Raw genomic sequence first — 18,386 nt, forward strand, 5'->3', positions numbered from 1 at the left:
TCTTATTAAAAAATAAATTCAAATGTAATCATTTTTAAAAATGCTTATGTCATTCTGTAAATGATTTATGATATAGAAAGGATTTAAAACTTCAATAAAAAAGCTCTTATTTCTTTTCTCTTATAACTTCGCACTCAATTTAACATTAAAAACCCTAGTAGTCATGTAATTAGGAATTGCATATTGATTTTTTGAATATACATCCCGAACCCAAGTATTGGTAATAGCATTTTGATTATTAAAAAGATTAAAAATCTCCAATCCCACAGCTAACTCCTTAAAACTTTTAAACCATCCTTTATTACTATTGTTCGAATTATTCTCAAAAAACACTTTAGAAAAACCAAGATCCGCCCTGCGATAATCTCTCAATCTATTTTGGTACAAATAAGGATCTGCATATGAAGGTGAACCACCAGGCAAACCTGTGTTATAAACCAAATTCAGGTATATCTTTACACTTGGAATATTAGGCATATAATCTTGAAACAAAAGTCCAAATTTTAATCTTTGGTCCGTTGGTCTTGCAATATATCCTTTATTATCGCTATTTTCTTCTGTTTTAAGGTAACCAAAACTAAACCACGATTCTGTTCCTGGTACAAACTCCCCATTTAACCGAACATCCAGACCTTGGGCGTATCCTTTAGCATTATTATTAGCCGCATAACGTATGCGAACATTGTCAATAGTATAGCTATTTACATTCGTCAATGATTTATAATACAATTCTGAAACCAGCTTGAAAGGACGATTCCACATTTTGAAACTATAATCATTACTCAAAACCAAATGTATCGATTGTTGCGCCTTAACATTTGGCTGCACTACTCCATCAGCATCTCTAAGCTCCCTATAAAAAGGCGGTTGATGGTATAAACCACCCGAAAGTCTGAAAACCATATCCTTACTCCAATCAGGCTTTATGGCAAATTGCGCTCTTGGACTAAAAGCAACTTGAGATTTACCCGCTACAGTAGCCCCTGAAACTTCCCAATTATGCATTCTCATACCTGCATTATACCAAACTTCACTCGAGCCTAAATTCTCTTTTCTACTCCATTGGACATAACCTGAAAATCTATTAATTATATTGAAATTAGTTGCTCTCACATTTTGATAAGGCACTAAATTCCCCGTGTAAGGTGCATATGGCTGATCATTTTTAGGCAAAATAACAATTGGCGGTTTTATAGAAAAACCAGCCGAATCAATCACTTCCCACTCCACTATTCTGTCTTGAATGGATTCCCGTGTATATTTTACTCCCCACTCGAATTGATTTTCTTTCCAATCATGAAATCCTTTTACTTCGGTATTTACAATTAGTGCATCTAAATCATTTCGTGCATGATTCAGCTGAGAACCAATCCCTCTGGAAAAAGAAACATCGCCATACGTTTCAGAGCCAATATTTGTATCTACTTCACCCAAACGATACTGTGCAAAAATATCAAAATATTCTTGTTCTAAAGTATGAAAAACAGATCCAATAAATTTCAACGTAAAGTTATCAGATACATTGAACGTTGTTTTTAAGGCTCCAAAATAAGTATCATATTTATCTTTTTCCTGACCTTCATAAAAAATAGAAAGTGCCATAGGATTATCAATAGTTCCAAAATTAGTTTGACGGGTCAATGGTTGGTATTGGTATTTATTTTGAGAAATATTCCCCAGAAAACTCCATTGCCATTTAGCCGATGCTTGGTAATTAATATTCGTTTGAATATCAGTAAATGTGGGCGTGAAATTAGTTTGGGTTTCTTGACTCTTAACCAAAAGACTATTGTTACGATAACGAACTCCGGTTACTGCAGACCATTTTTTATTCTTGGAAATCGCATCTACGGACAGGCTTCCGCCAAGAAAACTAGCTTCAAGATTTACTCCAAATCTCACTGGTTTTCTATAGGTAATATCTAGCACCGAAGATAATTTGTCTCCAAATTTTGCCTGAAAACCACCCGCTGAAAAATCAATATTTTGAACCAAATCAGTATTGGTAAAACTCAATCCTTCTTGCTGTCCTGAACGAATTAGAAAAGGACGATATACTTCAATTTCATTTACATAAACTAAATTCTCATCATAATTTCCGCCACGAACAGCGTATTGTGTACTCAGTTCATTATTAGAATTCACTCCTGGTAAAGTTTTCAAGATATTTTCGATACCGGCATTAGCTCCGGGAATTTTTCGGATTACTTCAGGTTCAATTGTGGTAATTCCCTGAACTCTTTTTCTATTTTTCGCAGTAACTATGACTTCGCCCATTTGCTCTTGGTAATCACTCATTATCAAATTGAACTCATAGTCTTCATTTGATTTTAAAACAATAGAAACCGTAGCCTTTTTCAAAGAAATATGTGTAAAAATAACTACCAGTTTTCGATTGGCAGGAACAACCAAATCAAAAAAGCCATTTATATTAGATTGAGTTATTTTACCAAGACACAAAACATTTACATTCTCTACAGGTTGGTTATTTTTATCAAGAATAATTCCTTTAATTCTGGCAGATTGGGCAGATGAAGAAAGCCCAACAAAGAGAAAAAAGAAAACAAGTATTAATTTATTCGCACTCAAATGGTCTGGGTTTTATTTTTTTTGGCTTCTAAAAAAACGAGTTTCAAAGATAGTTGAATTTCCTACATTATCAATTACTTCCACTTTTAAATCATTAGCTCCTTCGGATATAATCCCGTCACTGAAATTGTGAATTAGTCTTTTGGTTTTGTTATCATATTCGAATAATATCCAGTTCCCATTCAAATAACCATTATACGATTTTATACCTGAAACTTCATCATTTATAGTAAGCTGAATTGTCTTTTGATCACTCAACCATTTCCCTTCTATTGGTTTAGCTATGCTGATTTTGGGTGCTGTAGTATCCATAACCAAAGTGTATTTTCCTAACGTTTTTACCTTGGTACTAAAAACAGTATCTTTTCTATAGGTTGCATTATAAGTCGTTTTTTTATCTTGAACCAAACCTATAAATATTTTTTCTCTCTGAGCCTCTGTGTATTTATTGTCTTCTATAGAAATCGTAAAATTAGTATGAGCTGGAACAGTATCATCATGAAGGAATAAAGTATCATTCTTCACATCAAAATTCATATCAAAATCATCATAAAACGTTCCTGCGGGAAAGAAAACTGACATATTATCTTTGGTAAAATTACTATCCTTGTTTGCTCTAACAAAATAGTTAGACACAACGGGCTCCTGATCAATAATAGTAGATAATAAATCATATTGAATAGGAATGGAAACCGTGCTTTTATTTCCAAAAAAATCAGAAACTTCAATACGATAAACCGATGTCAAATTAGGAACTACGGAAATGATTCCGTTATTTTCATCAGCCTTAATAATACTTAATCCGAATTTATTTTTCATGAATAATTTCTGAACCCTCTGTTGTATTTTTTTATACTTAGAATAATCAATTAGTACATTTACATAGCGCATTTCATCAAAGGAATAGGTATCAAATTGATACCCAAAATTTGATTTCCCGTTATAAAAAGACTGTATTTTAAATACCCCATTTTTATTGAAAGAAACATCATCATAATCAAAAGCAGTAATACCAAAACCAATTTTTCCATTGGCAACCACTTTTTCAGACAGATACGTTCCGTTTTTCTGTAAAGACAAATTAAGTAACAAAGGACGTTTCGAATGATTTACCGAAGTTTTTGTATCCAAAGGATAGACATAAACAGAAGAAAGAAGAGGCTTCTTCGTATCCTTAATATTTTTATCGAATCCGAAAAACATAGGATTAATAATTTTCTCCGTTTTAGTATCACGAATTTCAAAATGCAAATGTGGCCCTTCAGAACCACCCGTATTTCCAGAAAAAGCAATTACTTGACCTTTTTTAACAATCAGTTCATCAGGCTTAGGAAACAACTCTATTTCAAAAGATTTCAAGGCATAATGGGATTTTTTTATGTAATTTTCAATAACACCATCAGTACTTCGCAAATGCCCATATACCGAGGTATACCCATTCGGATGGGTAATATAAATGGCTTTTCCGTTACCAAAAGTAGAAATTTTTATTCTTGATATATACCCGTCAGCAACAGCGTACACCTTTAATCCTTCTTTCTGTAACGTCTTCAAATCAAATCCTGCATGAAAATGATTGGGTCTCAATTCACCAAAATTTCCTGAAAGCTGCATCGGAACATCAAGTGGTGGACTAAAATAATCTTTGGGATAGTCCACTTGAGCAAAAAGAGGACTGCAAAAAAATATAAAAAATATAAAAAATTTCATGGGGTTCATTTTTGCTAAGATAAAAAAAAGTCGTTAATAAAAAATCATAAACGAAATCAAATCACAACAAGCTGAAATACATATAATTGATTTTTTTAATGTAAAAAAATCAATAAAATATTGTAATAATAAAAAGGAATACTAACTTTGTAAGATTAAGTAATGAATTAGAATAAATAATGAGTGTAATTGCAGAAATAATTGATACTCTTGAAAATAAGGTTGAAAAACTTTTCAGTAAACTGAAAGGTTTGGAGAAAATCAATCAAGATTTAAAAATTGAATTAACGAAATCTGCACAAACCATACAAACTCAACATCAAGAGATTGAAGCGCTGAAAATGCAATGTGAAACACTCAAAATTGCTAATACATTATTAGGCAGTGACGATAATAAAAGAGATACAAAGCTTAAAATAAATTCATTAATTCGCGAAATTGATTACTGCATAGCACAACTATCAGATTAATAATAAATATGGACGATAAGCTTAAAATTAAAATATCAATCGCAGACAGAGTTTACCCATTAACGGTTGAATTGTCTCAGGAAGAAGGCCTTAGAAGCGCCTCAAAGAAAATTGATGTGATGATAAAGCAATTTGAAGAAAATTATGCTGTTCGTGACAAGCAAGATGTATTAGCCATGTGCGCTTTACAATTTGCCTCGCAAGTAGAACAAAAACAAATTGATAATGCAATTGATGGCGAAGCAACCATTGAAAGATTAAAAAAAATCAATGCGGTTTTAGATCAATATCTCGACAATTAAACGTTCTTTACAAAGACTAAGATACTGCCTACATTAGTTCATATTTGGTAAACTCAACACTAACAATTTAGAATGAGCAAATCATCACTACTAAAGCATGCCACGCTTCGGCGAGGAAACTTGAACAGTGAGTTAGCTCAAAACTTGTCTTTCCGAGTTTATTCAAGCAACCTAATGTAGGCTTTTTTTATATATAAATTTTAACAAACATGGACAACATATTAACGATCATTATTACTGGTTTTATAGGTATTGCAGGAGGTTTTGGAATAGCCAAACTAATAGAAAAAAGCAATATTTCTAACTTAATTAAAAACGCAAAAAAGGAAGCATCATCAATTTTAAAAGATGCCAATCTTGAAGCTGAAAACATAAAAAAAGATAAAATTCTTCAAGCAAAAGAGAAATTTATCGAATTGAAATCAGAGCATGAGCAAGTAATCCTTTCCCGTGACAAAAAAGTAGCAGAAATAGAAAAAAGAGTTCGTGACAAAGAATCTCAAATTTCTAATGAATTGTCTAAAGCGAAAAAAGTTAATGATGATTTTGAATCAAAAACTTTAGAGTACACTACTAAAATAGAAGTTTTAGATAAAAGACAAGCTGAAGTAGATAAATTACACAAAAGCCAATTGCAGCAATTGGAAGTAATCTCTGGCCTATCAGCTGAGGAAGCTAAAAATCAATTGGTAGAAGGATTAAAAGCTGAAGCTAAAAGCAAAGCAATGTCTCATATACAAGACACGATTGAAGAAGCTAAATTGACAGCTCAACAAGAAGCAAAGAAAATTATCATCAACACGATTCAAAGAGTTGGAACAGAAGAAGCAGTAGAAAACTGTGTATCTGTTTTCAATATTGAATCTGATGACGTAAAAGGTAGAATTATTGGTCGTGAAGGTAGAAATATTCGTGCCCTAGAAGCTGCAACCGGAGTTGAAATCATTGTAGACGATACACCGGAAGCTATAATTCTTTCTTGTTTTGATCCTGTACGTAGAGAAATCGCACGTTTGGCATTACACAAACTGGTAACTGACGGAAGAATTCACCCAGCACGTATTGAAGAAGTTGTTGCTAAAACAGCAAAACAAATTGATGATGAAATCATAGAAGTTGGTAAACGTACGGTTATCGATTTAGGAATTCACGGTTTACATCCTGAATTGATTAAAGTAGTAGGACGTATGAAATACCGTTCTTCTTATGGACAAAATTTACTACAACACTCTCGCGAAGTTTCTAAACTTTGTGGAATCATGGCAGCTGAACTTGGCTTAAATGTAAAACTAGCTAAAAGAGCTGGTTTATTACACGATATTGGTAAAGTTCCAGATGCAGAAAGTGATTTACCACACGCCTTGTTAGGAATGCAATGGGCTGAAAAATACGGTGAAAAAGAAGAGGTTTGTAACGCAATTGGAGCGCATCACGATGAGATTGAAATGAAATCGTTATTATCGCCTATTATTCAGGTTTGTGATGCTATTTCAGGTGCGAGACCAGGCGCAAGAAGACAAGTATTAGATTCTTACATCCAACGTTTAAAAGACTTAGAAGAAGTAGCCTACGGATTTAGCGGTGTAAAAAATGCCTATGCTATCCAAGCTGGTAGAGAACTTCGTGTTATTGTAGAAAGTGAAAAAGTTTCTGATGAAAACGCAGCAAATTTATCTTTTGAAATATCACAAAAAATTCAAACAGAAATGACGTATCCTGGTCAAGTTAAAGTAACTGTAATCAGAGAGACCAGAGCAGTGAATATTGCTAAATAATTACCCTATACTATTCCGATGAAAGGAATTAGATAAAAGGCTTATTGATGTAAAAATCGATAAGCCTTTTTTTATTTCCGCTAAAATTCTGCCATTATAAATCAGATGTTTTTCTGGGATGAAAAGTATTAATTACCTGCGTTAAAAACTTTCGATCAAGATGGACATAAATCTCTGTTGTAGTTATCGATTCATGTCCCAGCATTAATTGAATGGAACGTAAATCGGCCCCATTTTCCAGAAGATGTGTAGCAAAAGAATGTCGCAAGGTATGCGGGCTGATGTTTTTATTCAACCCTATCTTAGTAGCCAAATCTTTAATAATCGTAAAAATCATGGCTCGTGTCAATTGATTTCCTCTTCTATTTAAGAACAACGTATCTTCAAATCCCTTTTTAATATTCAAATGGATTCGCATCGTATCTTTATAAATTTGAATGTATTTTTGAGTTAAATTCCCAATTGGTACAAAACGTTGTTTATTCCCTTTTCCCGTGATTTTAATAAACCCCTCCTCAAAAAACAAATCGGAAATTTTCAAGGCGGTCAATTCAGAAACGCGCAGTCCACAACCGTAGAGTGTTTCGAGCATGGCGCGATTGCGTTCCCCCTCATTACTGGTTAGATCAATAGCTGAAATAAGATTATCAATTTCAGTGACAGATAAAGTATCTGGTAGTTTTCGACCAGTTTTAGGTGTTTCAATCAATTCTAAAGGATTGCTATACCGAAAGTCTTCAAATATCAGATAGCCAAAAAAACTTTTAAGCCCCGATATGATTCTGGCTTGTGAACGTGGATTCACTTGTTTTGAAACATCATAAATAAATTGCTGTAGGGTTTCCTCCTCAATATTTATCGGAGAAATAACGATTCCATTCTTTTCCAGAAACAGACACAAACGTTCTATATCGAAAGAATAATTATCAATAGTATTCTTTGACAAACCACGTTCGATTCTCAAATAGGATTGATAGCTTTTTATGTAGGTATTCCAATTCATCAACACAAAGAAAAGCTTTTTTCAGACATAAAAAAACCACGCTTAAAACGTGGTTCCTTTTATAACGTACTAAAAAATATTAATTTCTCCATTTACCTCCACCAACATAAAATCCTAAATGAACTCCTAAATAAGCATTGGACACTGTTCCTATATTATCTCCATTTATATTTTGCAAATTAGATTCTGGCACTAAATTATACTCTAACCCCATTCTGAATTTACCCCATTCAAAACCTCCACGTACTAATGCCCCCATTTTACCGGTTGCATCTATTGCTATTTGATCTGACTCATTAGTATCATCGATCTCTACATTAGCAATAGAATAATATCCTACCCCACCACCAATATAAGGGACAAAAGATTTTCCAGCTGCATTAAAATAATAATCATACGTTGCTACATAAGAACCATTAGCAGAAACTTTAGCGCTGGTAGTATTCCCATCTCCATTATCTTGAATATCACGAATCATTGCAGCCGCACCAATTCGCAATCCAACGTTCATATTCTCTTTTATATTGTATTTTGGCTCAATAGAAAACAATATACCTCCTCCCCCGTCTGAAGGGAATGTATATCCTAGATCCAAACCAACTCTAAATCCACCCTGCCTTTGTGAGTAAACATTGGTAAAAACCATTGCGACAAACACTGCTAAAATTAATTTTTTCATTTTTTATCTAAATTATTATTTAAATAAAAATACAAAAAATAAAGTTCATAAAATTCTTACTAATCCAAATTATAAACATATTTATCAACAGTATAATTCCGCAATACTATTCTAAGGTCAAACCGTTTTATTAAAAAAATGCCTCCCGAATTTGGGAGGCATAGAATATTTGCATTCTTAAATTATTAAAATCTGTAACCCAAAGAAATCTGAAACACAGAATTTTTAGATTCCGATTCACCAGGAAATAATTCTTCTTGTAATCGTGTCAAACCTAAATTATAACGTGCACCCAGCATAAATTTCTCAGCAAAATTATAGTTGGCTCCAAAACCCAAACTTACATCTATAGGTTTAGTTTCATCTTTAACGTCCTCAGATAAACCTCCAGATTCTACTTTGGAAGATACAAGAAAACCGATTTGAGGACCTAATTCAAGACTAAAAGCATCAGCTAGATAATATTTAGCCATAACTGGTACATTGATATAATCTACTTTCAAATCTCCTTCTTCTCCATCAAATTCTAATTTAACTCCTTGTGTAGAGTATAGCAATTCAGGCTGAATGGCAAATTGATCACTTATCATAAATTCTCCAAAAAAGCCTATGTGAAATCCCACTAAAGACTTTGAATTTACACCATCTTCTTCAGCATTAGTAATGGAAGAAATGTTTAAACCTCCTTTAACTCCAAAAGACATATCTTTTCTGTCTTGAGCATTAACAAATCCAAATAAGAACACCAATACTACTGTTAAAATAATTTTTTTCATGATTTATCATTTAAAATTTATATACCCAAAGTTAAAAAAAACAAATATGGTATTTCTTTTTAAACAACAAAACTCGTTGAGTACCATATTAATCCGTTTAAAAACAACAAAACAACAGATTTCAACAAATTGATTATCAAAGTATTACATGTTAAAATGATTTTAAAGCATAAAAAATGATGTTTAAAATAGCTTTTAATATTCATTTAATACCTTTCTGGACTAATTTTTGAATTAGTAACTTTGTAAAAAATCAAACAATAATACTTAAACAAAATAGTTTTAAGTAGATGCCCCAATTCAATTATTAATATTAAAAAAAAAGTTATGAAAAGAATAATTCTGGTTGCAGTAGTACTTCTTGCCGTGTCCGTAGATATGCAAGCACAATTGGTCAAATTTGGTATTAAAGGTGGTTTAAATTACGCCAATCAAACAGGCACTGATATTACAATAAATAATGAAAATTACAAAACAGATGCTATTACAAGCTATCATGCCGGTTTAGTTGCTGAAATTAGACTAATAAAAGGTTTTTCTATTCAACCTGAATTACTGTATTCTACTCAAGGGGCAACGTACAAAAATGCTGTTGAAGAATTCAGAAATGAATTGGGATACTTATCGATTCCTGTATTAGCAAAAATTCATTTGAACAAAACTGTCAGTCTTGATCTTGGTCCACAAGCATCATTTTTATTGAGTGAAAGAAAAGAATTTGATATTGAAGATTCAAAAACTTTTGATTTTGCTGCTGTAGGAGGTTTAGGATTTGATATTACAAAAAACTTTTTCCTGCAAGCTCGTTATGTATTAGGACTAACAGAAGCATCTAAAGAGGCCGAAACCAAGAACTCAGTAGTTCAAATTTCAGCAGGTTTCAAATTCTAGAAAACAATAAAAAAATTAAATTTATCAAAACCGTTCTTTAAATTGGAACGGTTTTTTTATTTTTACCAAAACAACAACTATGAAAATAAGTATCATCAACGGACCAAATCTTAATCTTTTGGGTAAACGAGAACCAGAGGTCTATGGTAGTCAAACTTTTGAAGACTATTTTATAACTTTAAAATCAAAATATCCACAAATTGAACTAACCTATTACCAAAGTAATATTGAAGGGGAATTAATAGATAAAATTCAGGAGTTTGGTTTTTCCTATGATGGTATTATTCTAAATGCCGGTGCTTATACACATACTTCTATAGGAATTGGAGATGCTATAAAAGCAATTACAACCCCAGTAATTGAAGTCCATATTTCGAATACTTTTTCACGTGAAAGTTTCCGTCATCAATCTTATATTTCAGGAAATGCCAAAGGAGTTATTCTAGGTTTTGGATTAAAAAGTTATGAATTAGCGATACAGTCTTTTTTATAGCTAGAAAAATTACATCAATAATAGAATTAAAACACAAAAGGCACCAGAAATAATTCTCTGCTGCCTTTTTTAAATTTTAATAATTTCCAAAAAATTCGATTTAGGATGAATATAAAATCTATTCATTGGGCTCCACATGAATCAAAACGTGACCTAATTCAGGTATTTCCTGTCTTAAAGTATCTTTTAGTTTATGGGCTAATTCATGCCCCTCTTTTACCGTAATATTGGCATCAACACGAGCGTGAAGATCCACATGATATTTCATACCCGATTTACGGATAAAACACTTCTCCGTATCAATAATTCCATCGACTCGAAATGAAACCTTTCTAATTTCATCAATTAAATCATCGTTCAGATGCTCATCCATAATCTCTCCAAGTGCAGGTCTAAAAATTAGATAACTGTTATAAAGAATAAATATTGATGCAAAAAGTGCAGCCCAATCATCTGCTGATTCGTATCCTTTCCCTAAAATTAATGCAATAGAAATTCCTAAAAAAGCCGCAACCGATGTTATTGCATCGCTGCGGTGGTGCCAAGCATCTGCCCGCAGTGATGAACTATTCGTTTCTTTACTACGCTTCATCACTAAACGAAAGGAATACTCTTTCCAAATAATTATAGCTCCAAGAACAAAAAGTGTCCAGGATTTTGGTAATTCATGCGGTGTACTAATATTAGCAATACTTTCATAGGCAATTATTGTAGCTGAAGTGATCAAAAAACCTACTACCAAAAAAGTTATTAATGGCTCAGCACGACCATGTCCGTACGGATGATTTTCATCTGCCGGTTTATTCGAATATTTAATTCCGAACAATACCAAAAGTGAGGAAAAAATATCAGTTGTAGATTCGATTGCATCAGCTATTAAAGCATATGAATTTCCAAAAAAACCAGCCAATCCTTTAATAATAGCCAAACTTATGTTCCCAATTATGCTAAAATAAGTTGCTTTAATTGCTGTTTGTTCGTTAGACATTGTATTTCGTAATGATTTAATGAAATTGAAAATCGTTTAAATAATCCTTAAAATTTTGAATTTTATATTCAAGCAGGATTATCTAAACGATTTTTTTGTTACCAATTTTAGGTTTTATGCTCGAATAATATTAGCACCAATGGCTCTTAATCGTTCATCGATTCGCTCATACCCTCTATCAATTTGTTCTATATTCTGAATAGTACTTGTTCCTTTAGCAGAAAGAGCTGCAATCAATAATGAAATTCCAGCACGAATATCCGGTGAAGACATCGTTGTTGCTTTCAATTGTGATTTAAAATCATGTCCCATAACCACTGCTCTATGCGGGTCACACAACATAATTTTTGCTCCCATATCAATTAACTTATCTACGAAAAACAATCGGCTTTCAAACATTTTTTGATGAATCAAGACATCTCCTCTTGCTTGTGTCGCTACTACTAAAACAATACTCAATAAATCTGGAGTAAATCCTGGCCATGGCGCATCAGCAATAGTAAGAATAGAACCATCAATATCTGTTTTAACTTCATATCCGTCTTCGTGAGCAGGAATATAAATATCATCTCCTCTTCGTTCTAAGGTAATTCCCAATTTTCTAAAAGTATTCGGAATAACACCAAGGTTATCCCAACTTACATCCTTAATTGTAATTTCGCTTCTGGTCATGGCTGCTAATCCAATCCATGAACCTATCTCAATCATATCCGGAAGAATTCTATGCTCACAACCTCCAAGATTTTCAACACCTTCAATAGTCAATAAGTTAGACCCAACACCTGTTATTTTAGCTCCCATGGAGTTTAACATCTTACACAATTGTTGTAAATAAGGTTCACATGCAGCGTTATAAACCGTTGTTTTTCCTTTGGCTAAAACAGCAGCCATAACAATATTTGCTGTTCCGGTAACTGAAGCTTCATCAAGCAACATGTCAGCACCTTTCAATCCTTTAGGTGCTTCAACGCCATAAAAATGATCTTCTCTATTGTAACGGAATTTTGCGCCTAAATTAATAAACCCTTCAAAATGCGTATCTAATCTCCTACGACCTATTTTATCTCCTCCAGGTTTTGGAATATATCCTCGGCCAAAACGAGCCAATAAAGGTCCAACAATCATAATAGAACCTCGAAGTGAACCGCCCTCTTGCTTGAATGCTTCTGTTTCTAAATACTGTATATTAACATCATCTGCTTGAAAAGTATAAGAGGAAGCACCATTTTTTTGGATTTTAACTCCTAAATTCCCTAAAAGAGTAATTAGTTTATTGATGTCAATAATATCAGGGATATTATTAATTGTCACTTTTTCAGGAGTTAAAAGGACGGCACATAAGATTTGTAACGCTTCATTTTTAGCCCCTTGTGGCGTGATTTCTCCTTTTAGACGAATGCCACCTTCTATTTTGAAAATTCCCATATGCTGTTTTTAAGGTTCTTAGGTTTTAGGAAAGAAAGGTTCCGAAGTTTTTTGCTAATTTAAAAATTCAGCAACTCAGAATCTAAACAACTTAGCACCTATTTTATTTTGGATTGTTGTTTTTTACGAAAGGTTTTGGTTTTCCCGTTTTCAAATTCTTGTTGCTAAGAATTTTTGGTTGCCCAGCAGGAGTGATTTTATTGGATACTCGCTTATTAGTTCGTAATAAGTCTGTAGTATTTAAAAGTTCTTCTGAACTTTGAAGTAAATTCAATTTACCTCCAGATAATTCATATAAATGTTCAAAAATAACATCATCCTTAACCGTATCTTTATTCCAGCTGAGATATGATTTTTTCATGTGATTGGCAATTACTTTTACCAATGCATTTTTCATTTCGCCATCCTCCCATTTATTGGCGACATCAATCATATACTTTATGTTGTTGCCATAATATCGGTATTTTGGAAAATTTTGAGGATATTTTAAAACATCCGGTTTTAATTGCAAAACTTCACGAGATGGTATTGGGTAAGGTGAATCAGCAACTAATTTAAAATCAGACATAATAAAAATCTGATCCCACAATTTATGCTGAAAATCAGGAACATCACGTAAATGAGGATTCAAACTTCCCATTACTTGAATAATATATTTTGCTGCTTTATTGCGTTCTACATCATCTTCAATTTTAGTCGCCTGATCAATTAATTTCTGCAAATGACGTCCATATTCCGGAATAATTAAATGCGATCGCTCTGCATTATATTCCAAATGATGAACAGTATCGTTCGCGTTTTCTTTTATATATTTTGAATTCATATTCGAATGTATATTTTTTTGATCTAAATATTGCCTATTCCTCTTTTTTCGAAGATTTAAAATCATTCGATTTGTAGGCATCAAAAATTTATTTTATATTACAAGGAAATAATACCTTTAATCGTAGAAACTTCCAGGTATTTATCTACTATTTCTTGTGAATCTTTCACGGTAACGTCAACAGATATACTTGTGAATTTACCCGTTTTGGATTTTGTCGTTTTTATAACCGCACCCATACAGTCAAAAGCCAACTCAACACGCTCCACATTATCATTTTCTGTTGGCACAATAAACTTAAATAAATACTCTGCTGGCCATGTATTACTCATATCCAGCTCTACTTTTAATCTTTCGTAAAATTCCGCAGTCTCTTTTTCTTTATCGTTATCCATTTTCAATTTAAAAATAAAAGCAAATATACGGTTTCAAATGTAAATTTTGAATATTTGAAATATGATTTTTTGCCAAATTATATTTTTACGGCAATCATTTTTTCAAATTCCAATAAGTTTGAGTAATTTCGCGCCTTATTTGTAAAAAGTGCAGAAAGAAATCATAGTTATCATTGGCGGCCCCGGAACTGGAAAAAGTACAATCATAGACGGATTGATAGCTAATGGATACTGTTGCTATCCCGAAATTTCAAGACAAGTAACATTAGAAGCCCAAAAACAAGGTATTGAACAATTGTTTCTAGAAAACCCCATATTGTTTAGTGAATTACTTTTGAAAGGCCGAAAAAAACAGTTTCAAAGCGCACTTGAAGAACCTCATGACATTGTATTTATTGATCGTGGTATTCCAGATGTACTAGCTTATATGCATTACATTGGTGACAATTATCCCGCTTTTTTTGATTTGGCTTGCCAAGAATACAAATATACTAAAATTTTCATTCTTCCGCCTTGGGAGGAAATCTACATTAGTGATACAGAGCGATATGAAAACTTTGAACAAGCAAAAGATATCAATGGCCATCTTGTTTCAACTTACAAAAAATATGGTTACGAACTTATAGAAGTACCTAAAGATAGTGTTGATAACAGAATTCTTTTTATCTTAGATAAAATTTCTAAATAATTTAAGGATTACAAATTGGGATTTACGGTTTTTTCATCAAGTATAAATTAAAATCTAATCCCGAAGCTTTGGGACTGAAATCTATGCCAGAAGCATTACAAATTCTTCAAAAGTATTGGAAGCATGGCAAATTTAGATCGCTACAAAACGAAATTATAAATTCTGTTTTAAGTGGTGAAGATACTTTTGCGATAATGCCTACCGGTGGCGGAAAATCCATCTGTTTTCAAGTTCCTGCAATGATGCAGGAAGGAATTTGTTTAGTAATTTCTCCATTAGTGGCATTAATGAAAGATCAAGTCGCTAATTTACAAAAACGGGGTATTAAGGCGATTGCATTGACTGGCGGAATAAAATCAGATGAAATGATTGACCTATTGGACAATTGCCAATTTGGAAATTATAAATTTCTGTATTTATCCCCGGAACGTTTGCAGTCAGATTGGATTCTCGAAAGAATAAAAAACCTTCCCATCAACATGATTACCATTGACGAAGCACATTGCGTTTCACAATGGGGACACGATTTCAGGCCCGCTTATTTGAAGATTTCAGGATTAAAAAAGCATTTTCCAAAAATTCCTTTCTTGGCCTTGACCGCAACTGCAACACCTAAAGTTAAAGAAAGTATCGTCACTGATTTAGGATTGCATAATCCAAAAATTTTCGAGAAGTCATTTGCCAGAGAAAATATAGCCTATATGGTTTTTGAAGTCGAAGACAAACTTTTTAGAATAGAACAAATTCTTAAGAAAAACCCTCAGCCTTCTATAATATATGTCAGAAATAGAAAATCGTGTTTGGATATTTCGGCACAATTACAATCTTTAGGATTCAAAGCAACGTATTATCATGGCGGACTTACGTCCAAAGAAAAAGATAAAAACATGCAGTCTTGGATGAATGAAACAACACAAGTTATTGTTGCTACCAATGCCTTTGGGATGGGAATTGATAAAGCCAATGTAAAAACAGTTATCCACATTCAGCTTCCGGAAAATTTAGAAAATTATTACCAGGAAGCAGGACGGGCGGGGAGAAATGGCGAAAAAGCATATGCCATATTATTAACTAGTCCATCGGATATTCTCCAAACTGAAAATCAGTTCATCAATATCCTTCCTGATAAAAAGTTTTTGAATCTAATGTATGTCAAACTCTGTAATTACTTTCAGATTGCATACGGAGAAGGAATCGACGAGCAATTTACGTTCAATTTACATCATTTTTGTCTAAAATATGAGTTCCCTACATTGAAAACCTACAATGCCATGCAGTTTCTGGACAGACAAGGGATTATTAGTTTATCCCAAGAATTTTCTGAAAAAATCACGCTGCAATTTCTTATTCCTTCCAAAGGGGTGATTCGTTACATGAGTTTGAATCCTAATGACGAAGAAATTATTTTGGCAATATTACGAACATATCCGGGAATTTATGAAACACAAACTGCTTTCAACTTAGAAGTGATTGCAAAAAAGTCACATCATCCCACAAATGAAATACAAGCTGTTTTACATAAATTGAAAGAAAAAGATATTATTGAATATCATTCGAAAAATAATGATGCGACTTTAATTTTCAACGAAGTTCGGGAAGACGAAAGAACAATAAGTAGAGTTTCTAAATATTTAGAAAAGCAAAACGAATTAAAAAAGGAACAACTTAAAGCAGTTCTGTTTTATGTTAATGAAAAGAAAGTTTGCAAGAGTAAATTGATTTTGGACTATTTTGGTGAAAAAACAAACGTTGATTGTGGGATTTGCTCCTATTGCATTACTAAAAAAAATAAGAAAAGGGATGTAACCACGCTTTCAAAAGAGATTATTTCTTTATTACAGTCAGAAGATTTAAATTCTAGAGACATACAAAATCGCACTAAAAATAGCCCAGACGACGTTATCTTTGTGCTGCAACATTTATTAGAAACCAATATTATACTTGTAAAACCAAACAATAAATATACTTTAAAATCATAATGGAAAAATTACGCATTGTTTTTATGGGAACCCCAGAATTTGCTGTTGGAATTCTGGACACTATAGTCAAAAATAACTATGAGGTTGTAGGTGTCATTACAGCAGCAGATAAACCTGCCGGTCGTGGACAAAAATTAAAATATTCTGCAGTCAAAGAATATGCGCTGGCCCATAATCTTACTTTATTACAGCCTGTAAACCTAAAAGACGAAACTTTTTTATCAGAATTAAAATCTTTGAATGCCAATTTGCAAATCGTTGTTGCTTTCAGAATGTTACCAAAAATAGTTTGGGAAATGCCCTCATTAGGAACATTTAATCTTCATGCTTCACTCCTACCCAATTATCGTGGAGCAGCACCAATAAATTGGGCTATCATAAATGGAGAAACAAAAACGGGCGTGACTACTTTTTTTATTGATGACAAAATTGATACTGGAGCCATGATTTTAAGTTCGGAAACACCAATCTCAGTAACTGAAAATGCAGGACAATTGCACGATCGATTAATGGATTTGGGAAGTACGACCGTTATTGAAACTTTGGAAATGATTGAAAAAGGAAATGTAACAACTATAACTCAAAAAGATGATGCTGATATTAAAACGGCATACAAGCTAAATAAAGAGAATTGTAAAATAGATTGGACAAAATCAGCTTCCGAAATAAATAACTTAATTCGAGGTTTGAGTCCTTATCCAGCAGCTTGGTGTTTCTTTGGAGACAAAAATGAAGAGTGGAATGTGAAAATATATGAAGCAAAAATAATTTCAGAACATCACAATTATTCTATTGGTAGTTTGATTTGTAACAAGAAAGAGATGAAAATTCCTGTAAAAGATGGATTTATCCAAGTACTCAGTTTACAGTTTCCGGGAAAAAAGAGAATAAGTACTGCGGAATTGTTAAATGGGATGTCTTTTTCTGAAAACGGAAAAGTCCATTAACATCAGTAAAAACGGGTGTTTCAATGATTTTAACAAGAAATGAGCCTTGTTTTATGAACAAAAAAAATAAGTTATTAACAAAACAAACTAAAATAACACAAAACGCTTGCAAGGAACGGATTTCCTACTAAATTTGTGTATTAACAATTATTTTAACCAACAATTAATAACTATTTATTATGAACAAATCAGAATTAATCGATGCTATCGCTGCAGATGCAGGAATTACAAAAGCTGCAGCTAAATTAGCTTTAGAGTCATTTTTAGGAAATGTAGGCGGTACTTTGAAAAAAGGTGGAAGAGTATCTTTAGTAGGTTTCGGATCATGGTCAGTATCTGCTAGAGCTGCTAGAGACGGTAGAAATCCTCAAACAGGAAATACTATTCAAATCGCAGCTAAAAATGTTGTGAAATTTAAGGCTGGTGCTGAGTTAGAAGGAGCGGTAAACTAAT

18 protein-coding genes are annotated in these 18,386 nt (G+C 32.8%); 9 read left to right on the forward strand and 9 right to left on the reverse strand.

The window, feature by feature from the left end; translation table 11 throughout:
- Window positions 1-120 precede the first annotated feature (120 nt).
- Window positions 121-2,589, reverse strand: coding sequence for a TonB-dependent receptor plug domain-containing protein (locus ACM55F_RS12500; RefSeq protein WP_416854127.1), 2,469 nt, complete (start codon window positions 2,587-2,589; stop codon window positions 121-123).
- Window positions 2,590-2,601: 12 nt separating this feature from the next.
- Complete coding sequence (locus tag ACM55F_RS12505) at window positions 2,602-4,299, reverse strand: M23 family metallopeptidase (RefSeq protein ID WP_416854128.1); 1,698 nt, start codon at window positions 4,297-4,299, stop codon at window positions 2,602-2,604.
- A gap of 179 nt (window positions 4,300-4,478) precedes the next feature.
- Here ACM55F_RS12505 and ACM55F_RS12510 point away from each other — a divergent pair, with 179 nt between their 5' ends.
- From ACM55F_RS12510 to rny, 3 genes are all read left to right on the forward strand, one after another.
- Window positions 4,479-4,769 carry a hypothetical protein gene (locus ACM55F_RS12510; RefSeq protein WP_416854129.1) on the forward strand — a complete coding sequence of 97 codons (291 nt, stop codon included), beginning with the start codon at window positions 4,479-4,481 and terminating at the stop codon, window positions 4,767-4,769.
- A gap of 8 nt (window positions 4,770-4,777) precedes the next feature.
- Window positions 4,778-5,071: a cell division protein ZapA gene (locus tag ACM55F_RS12515; protein ID WP_035667727.1), complete on the forward strand. Its 294-nt coding sequence runs from the start codon at window positions 4,778-4,780 to the stop codon at window positions 5,069-5,071.
- A gap of 209 nt (window positions 5,072-5,280) precedes the next feature.
- Window positions 5,281-6,846 carry a ribonuclease Y gene (gene rny, locus ACM55F_RS12520; RefSeq protein WP_416854131.1) on the forward strand — a complete coding sequence of 522 codons (1,566 nt, stop codon included), beginning with the start codon at window positions 5,281-5,283 and terminating at the stop codon, window positions 6,844-6,846.
- 94 nt (window positions 6,847-6,940) lie between these two features.
- On the opposite strand, the gene xerD is transcribed toward rny, so the two are convergent.
- The 3 genes from xerD to ACM55F_RS12535 all read right to left on the reverse strand — a co-directional run bounded on the left by xerD (window position 6,941) and on the right by ACM55F_RS12535 (window position 9,304).
- Window positions 6,941-7,849 (reverse strand): site-specific tyrosine recombinase XerD, encoded by a 909-nt coding sequence (gene xerD / locus ACM55F_RS12525; protein ID WP_416854133.1) that lies wholly within the window; start codon window positions 7,847-7,849, stop codon window positions 6,941-6,943.
- Window positions 7,850-7,928: 79 nt separating this feature from the next.
- A complete protein-coding gene (locus tag ACM55F_RS12530; protein WP_416854134.1) occupies window positions 7,929-8,528 on the reverse strand; it encodes an OmpA family protein in 600 nt (199 codons plus the stop codon).
- A gap of 185 nt (window positions 8,529-8,713) precedes the next feature.
- Window positions 8,714-9,304, reverse strand: a complete 591-nt coding sequence (locus tag ACM55F_RS12535) for a porin family protein (RefSeq protein ID WP_416854135.1) — start codon at window positions 9,302-9,304, stop codon at window positions 8,714-8,716.
- A gap of 327 nt (window positions 9,305-9,631) precedes the next feature.
- On the opposite strand from ACM55F_RS12535, the gene ACM55F_RS12540 reads away from it, so the two are divergent.
- Window positions 9,632-10,195, forward strand: a complete 564-nt coding sequence (locus ACM55F_RS12540) for a porin family protein (protein ID WP_416854136.1) — start codon at window positions 9,632-9,634, stop codon at window positions 10,193-10,195.
- Between the two features lie 79 nt (window positions 10,196-10,274).
- Entirely contained in the window at window positions 10,275-10,688 is a 414-nt protein-coding gene (gene aroQ / locus ACM55F_RS12545; RefSeq protein ID WP_416854137.1) for a type II 3-dehydroquinate dehydratase, read from the forward strand.
- Between the two features lie 118 nt (window positions 10,689-10,806).
- Here the strand turns inward: aroQ and ACM55F_RS12550 are convergent, their stop codons facing one another.
- From ACM55F_RS12550 to ACM55F_RS12565, 4 genes are all read right to left on the reverse strand, one after another.
- On the reverse strand, window positions 10,807-11,676 hold the full coding sequence (locus tag ACM55F_RS12550) for a cation diffusion facilitator family transporter (protein ID WP_416854138.1): 870 nt from the start codon (window positions 11,674-11,676) through the stop codon (window positions 10,807-10,809).
- A gap of 114 nt (window positions 11,677-11,790) precedes the next feature.
- On the reverse strand, window positions 11,791-13,101 hold the full coding sequence (murA, locus tag ACM55F_RS12555; protein WP_416854139.1) for a UDP-N-acetylglucosamine 1-carboxyvinyltransferase: 1,311 nt from the start codon (window positions 13,099-13,101) through the stop codon (window positions 11,791-11,793).
- A gap of 103 nt (window positions 13,102-13,204) precedes the next feature.
- The gene (locus tag ACM55F_RS12560; protein WP_416854140.1) at window positions 13,205-13,924 is read right to left on the reverse strand and encodes a DUF4290 domain-containing protein; all 720 of its coding nucleotides are present in this window, start codon (window positions 13,922-13,924) and stop codon (window positions 13,205-13,207) included.
- A 98-nt stretch (window positions 13,925-14,022) separates the two neighbouring features.
- Complete coding sequence (locus ACM55F_RS12565; protein WP_416850064.1) at window positions 14,023-14,319, reverse strand: DUF493 family protein; 297 nt, start codon at window positions 14,317-14,319, stop codon at window positions 14,023-14,025.
- 148 nt (window positions 14,320-14,467) lie between these two features.
- Between ACM55F_RS12565 and ACM55F_RS12570 the strand changes: the two genes are divergently transcribed.
- The 4 genes from ACM55F_RS12570 (at window position 14,468) to ACM55F_RS12585 (ending at window position 18,385) form a co-directional block, all read left to right on the forward strand.
- Window positions 14,468-15,007 (forward strand): AAA family ATPase, encoded by a 540-nt coding sequence (locus ACM55F_RS12570; protein WP_416854141.1) that lies wholly within the window; start codon window positions 14,468-14,470, stop codon window positions 15,005-15,007.
- Between the two features lie 83 nt (window positions 15,008-15,090).
- Window positions 15,091-16,986, forward strand: a complete 1,896-nt coding sequence (locus ACM55F_RS12575; protein ID WP_416854142.1) for a RecQ family ATP-dependent DNA helicase — start codon at window positions 15,091-15,093, stop codon at window positions 16,984-16,986.
- Window positions 16,986-17,933: a methionyl-tRNA formyltransferase gene (gene fmt / locus ACM55F_RS12580; RefSeq protein WP_416854143.1), complete on the forward strand. Its 948-nt coding sequence runs from the start codon at window positions 16,986-16,988 to the stop codon at window positions 17,931-17,933. Before ACM55F_RS12575 ends, fmt begins: the two co-directional genes overlap by 1 nt.
- Window positions 17,934-18,112: 179 nt before the next feature.
- On the forward strand, window positions 18,113-18,385 hold the full coding sequence (locus ACM55F_RS12585; protein WP_035667751.1) for an HU family DNA-binding protein: 273 nt from the start codon (window positions 18,113-18,115) through the stop codon (window positions 18,383-18,385).
- The last annotated feature ends 1 nt before the right edge of the window (window position 18,386 follow it).

This window comes from Flavobacterium melibiosi (assembly GCF_048158545.1).
Taxonomy (GTDB): Bacteria; Bacteroidota; Bacteroidia; order Flavobacteriales; family Flavobacteriaceae; genus Flavobacterium; species Flavobacterium melibiosi.

Coding starts and splice junctions, on each gene's coding strand:
- ACM55F_RS12505 (WP_416854128.1), bottom strand. CDS start 4,299: ATGAAATTTTTTATATTTTTTATATTTTTTTGCAGTCCTCTTTTTGCT.
- ACM55F_RS12510 (WP_416854129.1), top strand. CDS start 4,479: ATGAGTGTAATTGCAGAAATAATTGATACTCTTGAAAATAAGGTTGAA.
- ACM55F_RS12515 (WP_035667727.1), top strand. CDS start 4,778: ATGGACGATAAGCTTAAAATTAAAATATCAATCGCAGACAGAGTTTAC.
- rny (WP_416854131.1), top strand. CDS start 5,281: ATGGACAACATATTAACGATCATTATTACTGGTTTTATAGGTATTGCA.
- xerD (WP_416854133.1), bottom strand. CDS start 7,849: ATGAATTGGAATACCTACATAAAAAGCTATCAATCCTATTTGAGAATC.
- ACM55F_RS12530 (WP_416854134.1), bottom strand. CDS start 8,528: ATGAAAAAATTAATTTTAGCAGTGTTTGTCGCAATGGTTTTTACCAAT.
- ACM55F_RS12535 (WP_416854135.1), bottom strand. CDS start 9,304: ATGAAAAAAATTATTTTAACAGTAGTATTGGTGTTCTTATTTGGATTT.
- ACM55F_RS12540 (WP_416854136.1), top strand. CDS start 9,632: ATGAAAAGAATAATTCTGGTTGCAGTAGTACTTCTTGCCGTGTCCGTA.
- aroQ (WP_416854137.1), top strand. CDS start 10,275: ATGAAAATAAGTATCATCAACGGACCAAATCTTAATCTTTTGGGTAAA.
- ACM55F_RS12550 (WP_416854138.1), bottom strand. CDS start 11,676: ATGTCTAACGAACAAACAGCAATTAAAGCAACTTATTTTAGCATAATT.
- murA (WP_416854139.1), bottom strand. CDS start 13,101: ATGGGAATTTTCAAAATAGAAGGTGGCATTCGTCTAAAAGGAGAAATC.
- ACM55F_RS12560 (WP_416854140.1), bottom strand. CDS start 13,924: ATGAATTCAAAATATATAAAAGAAAACGCGAACGATACTGTTCATCAT.
- ACM55F_RS12565 (WP_416850064.1), bottom strand. CDS start 14,319: ATGGATAACGATAAAGAAAAAGAGACTGCGGAATTTTACGAAAGATTA.
- ACM55F_RS12575 (WP_416854142.1), top strand. CDS start 15,091: ATGCCAGAAGCATTACAAATTCTTCAAAAGTATTGGAAGCATGGCAAA.
- fmt (WP_416854143.1), top strand. CDS start 16,986: ATGGAAAAATTACGCATTGTTTTTATGGGAACCCCAGAATTTGCTGTT.
- ACM55F_RS12585 (WP_035667751.1), top strand. CDS start 18,113: ATGAACAAATCAGAATTAATCGATGCTATCGCTGCAGATGCAGGAATT.